The 11,824-nt window shown below is 68.3% G+C and carries 11 protein-coding genes; 8 read left to right on the forward strand and 3 right to left on the reverse strand.

Going from position 1 to position 11,824, the window contains the following annotated elements; translation table 11 throughout:
* Positions 1 to 366: 366 nt before the first annotated feature.
* Together ACFYL6_RS15940 and ACFYL6_RS15945 are read left to right on the forward strand one after the other, a co-directional pair.
* A complete protein-coding gene (locus ACFYL6_RS15940; protein ID WP_387171720.1) occupies positions 367 to 2,472 on the forward strand; it encodes an NACHT domain-containing protein in 2,106 nt (701 codons plus the stop codon).
* Positions 2,473 to 2,953: 481 nt separating this feature from the next.
* The gene (locus tag ACFYL6_RS15945; protein WP_357816434.1) at positions 2,954 to 3,313 is read left to right on the forward strand and encodes a VOC family protein; all 360 of its coding nucleotides are present in this window, start codon (positions 2,954 to 2,956) and stop codon (positions 3,311 to 3,313) included.
* Between the two features lie 204 nt (positions 3,314 to 3,517).
* Here the strand turns inward: ACFYL6_RS15945 and ACFYL6_RS15950 are convergent, their stop codons facing one another.
* Entirely contained in the window at positions 3,518 to 4,123 is a 606-nt protein-coding gene (locus ACFYL6_RS15950; RefSeq protein ID WP_387171722.1) for a TetR/AcrR family transcriptional regulator, read from the reverse strand.
* Positions 4,124 to 4,212: 89 nt separating this feature from the next.
* Between ACFYL6_RS15950 and ACFYL6_RS15955 the strand changes: the two genes are divergently transcribed.
* Positions 4,213 to 5,265: an aldo/keto reductase gene (locus ACFYL6_RS15955; protein WP_387171724.1), complete on the forward strand. Its 1,053-nt coding sequence runs from the start codon at positions 4,213 to 4,215 to the stop codon at positions 5,263 to 5,265.
* Positions 5,266 to 5,604: 339 nt separating this feature from the next.
* Here ACFYL6_RS15955 and ACFYL6_RS15960 read toward each other — a convergent pair whose 3' ends face one another.
* On the reverse strand, positions 5,605 to 6,243 hold the full coding sequence (locus ACFYL6_RS15960) for an HD domain-containing protein (protein ID WP_387171726.1): 639 nt from the start codon (positions 6,241 to 6,243) through the stop codon (positions 5,605 to 5,607).
* A gap of 146 nt (positions 6,244 to 6,389) precedes the next feature.
* On the opposite strand from ACFYL6_RS15960, the gene ACFYL6_RS15965 reads away from it, so the two are divergent.
* The 5 genes from ACFYL6_RS15965 (at position 6,390) to ACFYL6_RS15985 (ending at position 10,719) form a co-directional block, all read left to right on the forward strand.
* Complete coding sequence (locus tag ACFYL6_RS15965) at positions 6,390 to 7,364, forward strand: GlxA family transcriptional regulator (RefSeq protein ID WP_387171728.1); 975 nt, start codon at positions 6,390 to 6,392, stop codon at positions 7,362 to 7,364.
* A 103-nt stretch (positions 7,365 to 7,467) separates the two neighbouring features.
* Entirely contained in the window at positions 7,468 to 8,049 is a 582-nt protein-coding gene (locus tag ACFYL6_RS15970) for a hypothetical protein (RefSeq protein WP_387171730.1), read from the forward strand.
* A gap of 281 nt (positions 8,050 to 8,330) precedes the next feature.
* Positions 8,331 to 9,968, forward strand: coding sequence for a lectin (locus ACFYL6_RS15975; RefSeq protein WP_387171732.1), 1,638 nt, complete (start codon positions 8,331 to 8,333; stop codon positions 9,966 to 9,968).
* A 260-nt stretch (positions 9,969 to 10,228) separates the two neighbouring features.
* The gene (locus ACFYL6_RS15980; protein WP_387171788.1) at positions 10,229 to 10,471 is read left to right on the forward strand and encodes a hypothetical protein; all 243 of its coding nucleotides are present in this window, start codon (positions 10,229 to 10,231) and stop codon (positions 10,469 to 10,471) included.
* A 74-nt stretch (positions 10,472 to 10,545) separates the two neighbouring features.
* Positions 10,546 to 10,719 (forward strand): hypothetical protein, encoded by a 174-nt coding sequence (locus tag ACFYL6_RS15985; RefSeq protein ID WP_355008762.1) that lies wholly within the window; start codon positions 10,546 to 10,548, stop codon positions 10,717 to 10,719.
* Positions 10,720 to 10,931: 212 nt separating this feature from the next.
* On the opposite strand, the gene ACFYL6_RS15990 is transcribed toward ACFYL6_RS15985, so the two are convergent.
* Positions 10,932 to 11,699: an SDR family NAD(P)-dependent oxidoreductase gene (locus ACFYL6_RS15990; protein ID WP_387171734.1), complete on the reverse strand. Its 768-nt coding sequence runs from the start codon at positions 11,697 to 11,699 to the stop codon at positions 10,932 to 10,934.
* Between the last annotated feature and the right edge of the window lie 125 nt (positions 11,700 to 11,824).

The following is an 11,824-nucleotide window of genomic DNA, read 5'->3' on the forward strand; positions in this document are numbered from 1 at the left end:
GGCCCCCCCCCCCCACCAGGGGTACGGGGGGGCGGTGGCCCTGGTGGCGGGGGCCCCCCGGGGGGCCGCGGCCGCAAGGCGGGGGGCCACCGCGGGTGGTTCAGGCGTCAGCAGCCCCGGGACCGGGGGGAGCGCAGGCTGGAGGAAGCAGGGTGCACTGGACGTCCTTGAACGGCATCCAACGGTGTCGAACATCCCTCAACGGCGCCCGCCCCTACCCGCGGCTCCACGTCCGCTTCAGGTCAAAGCGGGTCAGGCGTTCTGTTTCACCGCAGGGCGCCGGGATCGCGGGAGCGGTGTGAGACCGCGACTTCGCGGCGACCGGCCGGGACACGGTCAGGCCGGGAGCCGAGTAGGCTACTCACCGTGATCAATACCCGCCGGGGTTTGCTGCTGATCGTTCTCCTTGGGATAGCAGGCATCATCGCCGCCGGGTATGTCAGGTTGGTTGAGCATCCTGAGCATGTCGGACCCATCCAGACCCTCACGGCACTGCTGGCGGTAGCCGTGCCGGCAATACCCATGCTGTGGCGCAGGTTCGTGCACCGGCCGGACCCTGCGCCGGAGTTGATCGATCGCGCCGTCGACCGGCTGGCCGATCAGATCCGTGGGGGAGTCGAGTCTGATCTAGAACAGCGGGGATTGCGTGTCCTGCCACCCATACCGCTTCGCTGGCAGTGGTCCGAGCGCGGCCTTGGCGCATCACGGGACGCAGCCGTCAATCCGACGTGGACGGAACATCGGGCGGTTCCGCTGCCGGGGATGAGCACAATCGGTCCGGGCGAGATTGACAGCGGAAGTCTGGGGGATCTAATCCAGGTCTATGGCGGTGTGGCGTCCGGGCGGGTGGTGTTGCTCGGCGACGCCGGGGCGGGCAAGACCAGCGCTGCGCTGCAGCTGGTGCTCAGCGCGCTGAACCACCGACGCTCGCTCGATCCGGTCGACCAGGCCCGCACGCCCGTGCCGGTGATGCTGCGGCTCCACGACTGGAATCCCGGCCAGCTAGATTTCCTCTCCTGGGCCACGTCCCAGCTGCTGCACACCTATTCCTTCCTGCGATCAACGGATTTCGGGCCGGGCGTCGTCCGCGAGATGCTGGCCGCTGGCCGCGTCTCCTTCGTTCTCGACAGCCTCGATGCGGTACCGCCGCGGTTGCGCCCAGCGGTCCTGCAGAAGCTGAACGCGCTGACAGCGCAGCGCATGGTGCTACTCAGCCGCGGCGACGAGATGGGCGACGCCGCTGCTCGGCGGGGCCTGTTGATCGGAGCGGCAACTCTTGAGCTCATGCCTCCCACGGCGGCGCAGGCCGCCGATTATCTGGAGCGCTTCCCCGGCACGCCGACACCCACCTGGCGACGCCTGCTTCGGCGCCTGCGCGGCGGATCTCGCGACGGCTTCATCAAGGCACTGGAGAACCCCTTGATGCTCAGCCTGGTTCGCGACCTGCAGGGGCGCGAGGACCGGCTCGGCGAGCTGCTCAACCCACGCCGTCGGCGTAGCCGGAAAGCGACCGAGGAGTACCTGCTCGACACCATTCTGCTCAACGCCTACGGTCAGCATCCCAACACCGACGGCCCACTGCCGCGTTACACGGTCGACCAGGCACGCCGTTGGCTCGGCCGGCTCGCCTGGCGGCTCGACGAGGCCGACGATCGCGACGTGGCCTGGTGGCGCGTTTCCCGTTGGCTACCCTCCTTCGTTCAGCTCGCCATGACGTTCGTCGTCTCAGGGGTGATCGGCACCATCGTCTCGGTGTTGCTCCTCGTGACCGGCGATGAAGCCACCACCCCCATCGCGTCGGGCATCGTCTTCGGGCTCCTCATTGGCATGCCTGCTGGGCTACTCACGCATCAGGGCGGCGACCTGATGTTCGGTAGCACCTCCGACGAGCCTCGCGCGTGGGCTTTCAACCGGCTGCGCTCGCTGGCCGCCCCGAGTGCCGTCCTGGGGTGGTTGATGCTGGCCGGTGCGGAGATCGCGCTCATACGGCTGCGGTTCACCTACTTTCCCGAGCCCGGAGAAGACGCGCCCAGTTCGATCCACACGCTGGTGGTTAGCGTGACGTTCACTTTGGCACTGATGCTGGTCTATGCCGGAGCCCGGCCTACCGGCACCGACCGGAGCACCGCAGATCCATGGACCTGTTGGAAGCGTGATCTCGGCTGCGGCTTGCTGATCGGTGCGGTGCTCGGACTGGGCGGCATCCTCGTCCTCTCGGCCGGAGTGCCCTCGGCGCGCGGAATCGCCTTCAATCTGGCGTTCGGCCTGGGATTTGGTGTCACGGTGTCTCGGGTATGGCGGGCGCTCCTCGTCTTCGTCTGGCTGCGCGTCCGGGGCGATGGTCCGCTGCGGATGATGCACTTCCTCGAAGACGCCCGGGCCAGACATGTCCTGCGCACCGTCGGCCCGCGATACCAGTTCCGGCACGCACGCCTGCAAGACCGCCTCGCCATGCAAGCCGCCCCCGAATAGCGATCTACAGCCCTGTGTGAAGGGTTCGCGCTGCGGACTACCGCCGGACCGAGCGGACCGGTCCGGCAAGCGGTCGGCCGCCGCGAAAGACCGCGAGTGGTTGGCCGCCCACGCGCTCGCGCCGATCTCGGGTGTGGCTCCCATGTTGTACGGGGGCGTCCGCTCACGGTCGAGGAGCGAACGCTATCGCGTTCAGATGCTCGAAAAATGCCTAGCCCCGTTCGACTTGGGGTTCTGCGGTCATTCGGTGCGGTGTGACTTCCCAGTAAAGGGTGAAGTGGCCGGGTGGCGCTGCTCCCATGGTGGCTGGCGCCGGCCGGCGTCTCGTGTCGTCTAACGCCGCGCTCGGGCCTGTCGTCACGGTCACTCCCCGGATCGAAGGGCACCGGAACAGGTCGTCGGTTCGGCGCCACGATTCGTGGGGTATCTGCCAGAGTGGTTCATGCCCTTGAGCGCGTACCACCTCAGAACCTCGGTCGCCGTGTCCGACATTCAGAAGGCCGTGGCCTTCTACGAAGGCGCGCTGGGCCTGCGGGCGTTGCGGTCCGGCCCGAGCGCCACCATCGCCGACGGCAGCCGCGTCTATGGCTCCGGTGGCGGGCCGGCGTTGAACGTGTACCAGTCGGTCACTGCCGGGAAGACCCCGGCGACGCTGGCGACGTGGTACGTCGACGACATCGACCAGATTGTCGAGGAGCTCTCCTCGTCCGGCGTCGAGTTCGTTCGCTACGAGCAGCTCGAGCACGACGCCAAGGGGATCACCGCGCGGGCCGGAGGTGGACGTATCGCGTGGTTCCAGGACCCGGACGGCAACACCTTCGCTCTCGAAGCCGACGTGTGACCTCCTGGCTCGCGATCTGGTCGGTCACCACCGGGCCGTCCGGTCGCGCCTTCCGCCGTGCCGGACCAGTTGCTGGTCCCGTTAGCTGAGACGCCGATCCCACTCGCGGTGCCTTGACCAGCGCATCCCCCGGTGGTGACCTCTTCTCGCAGACGCCGGCGCCTACCTTGGCGCTCCACGCGTCGCCGGCCGAGGGTGAATGTGTCAGTGTGGGAATTCGCCGGACCGTAGTCCGTCGACGAGGAGCGCGACCATGCGTCGGCCGTAGTCGGGTTCCTCGTTCGGCATGGGCGCACACAGTTTCGCAACGGCGTACAGCAGGTCCTGGGCACTGATCCGGGCCTGGACCTCGCCGCTGGCTGTCGCCGCTTCGAGCAAGGATTCGAGGGCTGGTCCTAGCTTCTGCATGAGATATCCGGGCAGGCCGTCGAACGCCGGATCGCCGGAGTGCAGGGCCGCGGCAAATCCGCGTTTGGTCGCAACGAACGCGGTGAACCGGTCGAGCCACTTCGCGAGGGCGACCCCCGGCTCGTGCGCGGCGGCGAGCGCCGGGGCCGCGTCGGCGCAGGCGTCGATCTCGCGCTCGATGACGGCCTTGATCAGGTCCGAGCGCTGCGGGAAGTGCCGGTAGAGCGTGCCGACGCCGACGCCGGCCAGATCGGTGATCTGTTTGGCGGGGGCATCGACGCCGGCGGTGCTGAAGACCGTCTTCGCCGCTTCGAGCAGGGACTCGATGTTGCGGCGCGCGTCGGTGCGCATCCGGCGCGGGCCGCGTTCGCGAACACTGAAATCTGCTGCGCTGTCGGACACAGCTGAGCCTCCCTTGCTGTTCCGGAAAGGCTTTCCGTATAGTTCCGGAAAGAGTTTCCGCATAACCACGCTACCGCAAGGAGACGCTCATGCAGTACCGCACCCTGGGTCGGACGGGCATCAAGGTCAGCCCGTACGCGCTCGGCACGCTGATGTTCGCCACGGTGATCGGGAACCCCGACCCTGACGACTCGATCAAAGTCATTCACAAGGCGCTGGACGCGGGGATCAACTTTGTCGACACCGCCGATGCCTACGGCGACTCGGAGGAGATCGTGGGCAGGGCCCTCAAGGGGCGTCGGGACAACGTCATCCTCGCGACCAAGGTGGGCCTTCCCCGGCTGAACGCGCTGCCTCGGACGCCGGGCGCGGCGACTGACCCCAACCAGCGAGGCGCCTCCCGCCGCTGGATCATGACCGCGGTCGAGGGCTCGCTTCGCCGCCTGCAGACCGACTACATCGACCTCTATCAGATCCAGCGCCCGGATCCCGACACCGACATCGAGGAGACGCTCTCCGCGCTCTCCGACCTGATCCGCAGTGGCAAGGTCCGGGCGGTCGGGTCATCCACGATGCCCGCATCCGACATCATCGAGGCCCAGTGGGTCGCCGAGCGGCGCGGGCTGGAACGGTTCCACACCGAGCAGCCGCCCTACTCGATTCTCAACCGCAGCATCGAGAGCGAGGTGCTGCCGGCCGCGCAGCGCTATGGGATGGGCACGCTGGTGTGGGGCCCGCTCGGGCAGGGAATGCTCACCGGCCGGGTTCGCAAGGGGGAGCAGAACGACCTGCGCCGTGCCCGCTTCTCCAAGCACCTCACCGACGAGCGCCGGATCGACGTCGTCGAACAACTCATCCCGCTCGCCGACGAGGCAGGCATGCCGTTGACCCATCTCGCCATGGCATTCGCCATCGCACACCCGGGCGTGACCAGCGCAATCCTCGGCCCGCGCACGATGGAGCACCTCGACAACCTGCTCGCGGGCATCGACGTCACGCTCACCGACGAGATCCTCGACCGGATCGACGAGATCGTCGCGCCCGGCACCGATGTCACCCGGCTCGACCAGGCCTACCTGCCCCCGGCCCTGCTGAACCCGAACCTGCGCCGCCGGCCGGTCAGCGAGCGTGGCGCCGCCTGATCGTCAAGACGGAAATACTGCAGGACAACATCAGGCGTACGGATCTGCCGCTGACCAGGCGCGTTCGTGGACGTGCTTCCCGATCGCCCGATGCGGCTGCGGGAGCCATTTGCGGGCGCCACCAAGGTACTGGCCGGCAGTTCACTATCGGTCGGCGGTCGGCGGTCGGCGGTCGGCGGTCGGCGGTTCGGTGCGAGCCCGGTTTGGGGGGAGCGGGTTGGGAGCAGCGGGGTGCCCTGCGAATCGGGCCGGCTCGGGCCGGAACGCCCCGGCGGTCGCCGAGCGTCCGACAGCGGACAGGTCGGCCATCCCGAGCGGAGGTTCCCTCCGAGCGGACCGTCACTCCGGCCAGTCGCTGCGCAGGATGATCTCCATGAAGTCGTCCCGGACGAAGGTCGGGTCGAAGTGGGCGAGCACGTCCGCGTTGACGTTGCCGAACGTCGTCTGTGGGCGGTGCCTGTTGCCCTGGTTGAAGGCGGCGAGGATCTGCCGCTTGAAGTCGGGGCGCGGATGGGCGGCGGTGACCTCGGCGACCCGTTCCGGATCGAGGTCGCGGTAACCGATGCCCAGCACGTCGGTCTCCACTCCCGCGGTGACCAGGGCGATCTCCGGGTCGAGGAACTCCGGCACCCCCGGCGTGGTGTGCAACGCGATGGCCAGCCAGACCTTGCGGGCCTGCGCAGCAGGTCGGCCATGGTCGAGCAGGAACCGCTCGGCGGCATGTGCTCCATCGACCTCGAACCGGAGGTCGGTGCTGCCGTACCGCTCGGTCAGGCCGAGATCGTGGAACATGGCACCGACGTACAGCAGTTCGAGGTCGGGGTTCAGACCACGCCGCTCACCCTGGAGCGCGCCGAACAGGAACACCCGGCGGCTGTGCCGGAACAACAGGTCGTTGGTGGCTGCCCGGACGAGGTCGGTCGCGGCAGCCACGAGCGGGGTGTCCGGGATGGTGATCCCGGCGACGGTTTCGGCCATGGTCTGCTCATCCTGTTCCTACGGAGGTTTCCTCTGGTGCTGAGGTTCGCCACCGATGCTGCCGGGCTAGACTCGGCCGGACCATGTCCAGAAGGACAGCCATCCCACAGATGCGGACATCGGATCGGCTGGAGGGAGCGGGTCGGATGAGCCGAGGGCGGTCACACCGGGTTGGCGTGCTCGTCTTCGACGGGGTGCAGCTACTCGACGTCTCCGGACCGGTGGACGTCTTCACCGGAGCTACCCGGCGCGGCGCCGACTATGCGGTGGCCCTGCTCGGCTGGCGGTCGGATTCGGTGCGTACCGCGTCCGGGGTCCGCTTGTCCGCCGACACCACCGTGGCCGAGTCCACGCCGCTGGACACGCTCGTGCTGACCGGGGCCGAAGACCTGACCGCGCTCCCCGACGCCGAGGACCTACGTGCCCGATTGGGTCCACTGATCGGGCCGCCGACCCGGCTCGCCGCGGTCTGTACCGGCGCGTTCGTGCTGGCCCGGACCGGTTGGCTCGCCGGCCACCCGGCCACCACCCACTGGCGGCACGCCGGCCGCCTACAGGCCGAATTCCCGGAGATCGAGGTCCGGCCGGACGCCATCCACGTCCGCTCCGACCGGTTCGCCACCAGCGCCGGGGTCACCGCCGGGATCGACCTCGCCCTCGCACTGGTCGAGGAAGACCACGGTGCCGACCTGGCCCGCGAGGTCGCCCGGGAGCTCGTGGTGTTCATGCAGCGGCCGGGTGGGCAGTCCCAGTTCTCCGTCCGGCAGGACCTGCCGCCGACCCTCGACCAGCGGCTACGCCGGGTCGCCGACCGGGTCGCCACCGACCCGGCCCGGGCGTATCCGATTGAGGCGATGGCGCACGATGCGACGATGACCCCCCGCCACCTGCGCCGGCTCTTCCAACAGGAGTTTGGGCTCACCCCGGCGCGCTACCTGGAACTTGCCCGGGTCGAGGCAGCCCGCGCGCTGCTGGAGCGGGGCGGCACAGTCACCGAGGCGGCCCGGCTCAGTGGGTTCGGCAGCGACGAAACGCTGCGGCGGGCCTTCACCGCGTCGTACGGCATCCCGCCGTCGGTCTACCAGCGCCGGTTCCGGACCACGACCACCACCGCCTGGTGATTCCGCAGACCCGGGTCCCGCTGGGTCGGGCCCGATCGGGTCGACCTGTTCCGGGTCACCTCCAGCCATCGACACTCGCCTCAACCTACTACCCTCAGGATCTGTGATAACTGACCTGGCGGATGTCGTCGCGGCGTGCGGCTCTGCGATCGCGGTTGTCGTGACGGTCGTATTCGCGTTACGTCAGCTGCGCTCGGCGCAGACCGCCAACCAGACCCTCGTCGCGATTGAGCTGCTGACCCGAGACCGATCCAGTGACGAGTTTCTGCGCGCCGAGGACTTCGTCCTCAATGAGCTGACCGTCCGGCACCCGCCACCCCATGTCAGCGTCAGCGACCTGCCGGCCGAGGCCCGTCACCATGTGGTCCGGCTATCCCTGTACTACAACGGTCTGGGTCAGATGCTGGCTTTTGCGGCGGTCGATCCGAGGCTCCTCGTGGGTACGGTCAGCTACCGCTCTCGGCAAGCCTGGCGCGTCCTGGAGCCCTACATCCTCGCCGAGCGTGCCCAACGCGGCGAGACGTACCTGTCGCACTTCGAGCACCTTGTCCACATGGCCACGCACAACCCGTGGGCGGTGGCTGTACGCAAGTTCAACCTGAAGCGCTTCGGCAGCTATCCCGCCGAGCTCGGCTTGAACGACGTTTCGACGAAAGCCTTGTCGCGCCAGCACGAGATTGCATGATCGTGACAACGGACGGTGTCGCCAGGACCCGGAGGCAGTGGTCGAGTTCGACGTAGACCGCGTCGCCCGTGATGGTGGCGTCGAGCAATCCAGCGCTCGACAGTCTGCTCCTGAGCCTGCACACCGAGACAGCCTCCCGGACACCTCTTATTCTTAAGGTTCCTTGAAGTTCGACCGCTCAGCTTGATGGTCGACAAACAGGCTTACTAACCTCATCCCGTCCGGATCATCCCCATCTCTACGATCCGGGCGAACATCCTCTGAGGAAAGTTGCCGCCTTCATGAGACTGTCCCGCCGCACCCTGCTCGGCTCCGCGATGGCTGGCGCTACGGCCACCGTCGCCGGGGTCTCGTTCGACGCTCTCGAGGCCAGTCCCGCCGCTGCTGCGGTCAGCCCGCCGGGAGACGTGGTCGGTAAGGTCACCGTCGGCTACCAGGGCTGGTTCACCGGGGCCGGTGACGGGAGCCCGCTGTCGGGCTGGTGGCACTACGGCCAGGACTGGCAGAAGACCCCCTCGCCGGTCAACGAGGCGCTCAAGTCGTGGCCAGACGTGCGTGACTACGACCGGGTGTACAGGACTGGCTACCAAAACCTGGGCAACGGGCAACCCGCGTCTCTGTTCTCGTCCTACGACCAGCAAACCGTCGACACCCACTTCCGCTGGATGCAGGAGAACGGGCTGGACACCGCTGCGCTGCAGCGCTTCAACCCGGTCGGCGGGGAGGGCCCGATCCGCGACGCCGTCACGATCAAGGTTCGCAACGCGGCCGAAGAGTTCGGGCGCAAGTTCTACATCATGTACGACGTCAGCGGCTGGACGGACATGCAGCAGCAGATCAAGGACGACTGGACGAGCAAGATGAAGGCGTACACGGCCTCCCCGGCGTACGCGAAGCAGAACGGCAAGCCCGTCGTCGGCATCTGGGGGTTCGGCTTCAACGACACCAACCACCCGTGGAGTGCCCCGGTCTGCCTGGACGTCATCAACTGGTTCAAGGCGCAGGGCGTGTACGTCATGGGTGGTACGCCGACGCACTGGCGCAACGGCGACAGCGACTCGCGGCCCGGTTTCTCCGACGTCTACCACGCGTACGACATGATCTCGCCGTGGATGGTGGGCCGGATCGGCGACGCGGCCGGGTCGGACTGGTTCTACACGAACGTCACGGTGGCCGACGTGCGGGACTGCGTGGCGCACGGCATCGACTACCAGCCGTGTGTGCTGCCCGGTGATCTCCAGGAGCGCCAGCGCGCACACGGCGACTTCATGTGGCGGCAGTTCTACAACGTGATCCGGGCCGGCGCAGCGGCGATCTACATCTCGATGTTCGACGAATACAACGAGGGCAACCAGATCGCCAAGACGGCCGAGACCGCGGCGTTCGTCCCGGTCGGCTCGAAGTTCCTGCCGTTGGACGAGGACGGCACCAGGTGCTCGGCGGACTACTACCTGCGGCTCAGCGGTGATGGTGGTCGGATGCTCAAGGGCACGATCGCCTTGACCGCCACCCGGCCGACCGCGCCAGTAATCGGCTCCACGCCGACCCCGCCCGCCGCCGTCGGTATCAGGGCCCGCGCGAACGGCCGCTTCGTCGGGGGCTCGCCGTTGGTCGCCTCGCTGACGTCGGCGTCGGAGAAGTTCACCGTCGTCGACGCCGGTGGCGGTCTCGTCGCCCTCCGATCGAGCCGGACCGGTAAGTACGTCTGTGCGGAGCAGGCCGGCGCGGCGGCGCTGGTGGCCGACCGGGACGCGATCGGCGGTTGGGAGACGTTCACGCGGGTGGCGAACCAGGACGGCAGTGTCAGTTTCCGCAGCAATGCGAACGGCATGTACGTCTGCGCCGAGAACGCCGGCGTCGGGGCGCTGATCGCGAACCGCGCGGCGATCGGCCCGTGGGAGTCCTTCGACCTCGTCTAGGGCGTGTCCTGATCATGTGGTGGTTGGTCGTTGGCGGTGTGTCGGTGGTAGTCGCGGCGAGTTGACGGATGGGGCGTGGACGGGGATCGCGCCACTGCTGCCCGAGCCGGGTGTGCTCGGGGCGGTGGCGGGGTCACCGGCAGGTCATCAACGGGGTTCTGTGGAAGCACCCGCCGCCCGACGACCCGGCCTGGTACGCAGTTCTCACGGCTTTCGGTGGACGACAGCCCGGCCGCCGCGGCGCTGGCCGCACCGAGCAGGTGATCGGCCCGATCACCACTGCACTTCCTGACGACCCCGAGACCGTGGGGCGGGCACTGTTGCAGGCGACCTTCACCGAAAAAGTCACCCACGCCTTCCTGGTGGGCTCGATCCTCCTGCTGATCGCGTCGCTGATCGTCTGGACGAACACCCGCGTCCAGCCGAATGACGCAGGCACCGACGGGATCAAAAAGAGTCATGACGAGCGCGACTGTGTTGAGGAATCCGCATCCGAGCGTTAGCCAAGGCGAGGGGAAGGCTGCCCGGCTCGCGGGCCCGACGAGCGGCAGCCCGGAAGGCGACGGATACTCACCTGATGACTGGACCGGATCTCGACCCCGAACAGTATCCGCCCATCGACCCGCGTGAACCGGTGCCCGACGACGCGGGCATTCTTCTGCCTGGCGCGCCGGACGAACTGCCCGAAGCGCCGGCCGAACCGATGCCGGACGACGGTGGCAACGCCGGCGGCGTGCGCGAGCCGGCATAGATTCGTCCGCGATCGAGCGCGACACCAGCCCGACCGCCGATGCCAGCGCTGACGGCGCTCAAGACGTCGGGGCGCCGCCCACCGGATCCGCGTACGACGCCGGCTCCACGTTCACCCAGGTCAGAGCCGGCGCTGGCAGCCGCGCGAAGGCAGGTGCGGCGGCTGATCGCGACGCTGCGGATTGCTGCCGGCCAGCCGGTGACCGTCGTAGGTCAGAGGTAGTTGACGCCGGTCAGGTCCGCGGCTGCCGCCCACAGCCGCGTGCCGACGGCCGGGTCGGCGGCCTCCTGGCTGAGGCGGGCCTCGGTTACCCTGCCTCGCGTCTCCCAGAGTCCGGACGGGCCGAAGAACTGGCCACCCCGCACACCGGGCTCGGTCGCAGCGCGCAATTGCGGCAGCGCGCCCTGCGCCACCGGCTGGGTTGCCAGCAGGCCGGCCGACGCGATCAGTCGCCCGAATCGGCCACGGTGTTCCCAGGCACGCGGAGTCAGGTTGGTGCGGGTGAGGCCGGGGTGGGCCAGGGCGCTGACGGTCGGCGTTCCGGCGGCGCGCAGGCGGCGGTCCAGTTCGATGCCGAAGATCGTGGTGGCGAGCTTGGACCGGCCGTAGGCGGTGGCTGCCCGATAGTCGTGTTCGAACATCAGGTCATTGAAGTCCAGGTGCGCGTTCCTGTGGGTGATCGAGCTGAGACTGACCACGCGGGCTTCCCGCGCCGCGGCCAGGTTGCCGAGCAGCAGGCCGGTCAGTACGAAGTGGCCCAGCATGTTGGTGGCGAGGTGCAACTCGAATCCGTCGGCCGAGGTGCGACGTGGGCCGAGCAGCACCACGCCGGCGTTGTTGACCAGCAGGTCGATCGCCGGGTGGTCGCCAGCCAGCTTCGCCGCGAAGGTCCGCACGGAGGCGAGGGAGGCCAGGTCCAGCTCGCGTACCTCGACCGTGCGCGCTGCGCCTCGGCGCCCCGGCCGCAGTTGACTGAACATCGGCCTCGCACCTGCTCGCTGGAGGAAGCCGAGACTCAAATTGCCGATGACCGGACGTTGCGGCTTTGCGTACGCCACCATGTCTGTCGCAACGAGGTACGGTCGCAGCGATCGGATTTCAGGGA

Source organism: Micromonospora sp. NPDC007208 (genome assembly GCF_042869175.1).
Classification (GTDB): domain Bacteria; phylum Actinomycetota; class Actinomycetes; order Mycobacteriales; family Micromonosporaceae; genus Micromonospora; species Micromonospora foliorum.

What these genes read in the sequence shown, in the direction of transcription:
- ACFYL6_RS15975 (WP_387171732.1), top strand. Translation starts at nt 8,331, where the DNA reads ATGAGACTGTCCCGCCGCACCCTGCTCGGCTCCGCGATGGCTGGCGCT.
- ACFYL6_RS15965 (WP_387171728.1), top strand. Translation starts at nt 6,390, where the DNA reads ATGAGCCGAGGGCGGTCACACCGGGTTGGCGTGCTCGTCTTCGACGGG.
- ACFYL6_RS15955 (WP_387171724.1), top strand. Translation starts at nt 4,213, where the DNA reads ATGCAGTACCGCACCCTGGGTCGGACGGGCATCAAGGTCAGCCCGTAC.
- ACFYL6_RS15960 (WP_387171726.1), bottom strand. Translation starts at nt 6,243, where the DNA reads ATGGCCGAAACCGTCGCCGGGATCACCATCCCGGACACCCCGCTCGTG.
- ACFYL6_RS15990 (WP_387171734.1), bottom strand. Translation starts at nt 11,699, where the DNA reads ATGTTCAGTCAACTGCGGCCGGGGCGCCGAGGCGCAGCGCGCACGGTC.
- ACFYL6_RS15985 (WP_355008762.1), top strand. Translation starts at nt 10,546, where the DNA reads ATGACTGGACCGGATCTCGACCCCGAACAGTATCCGCCCATCGACCCG.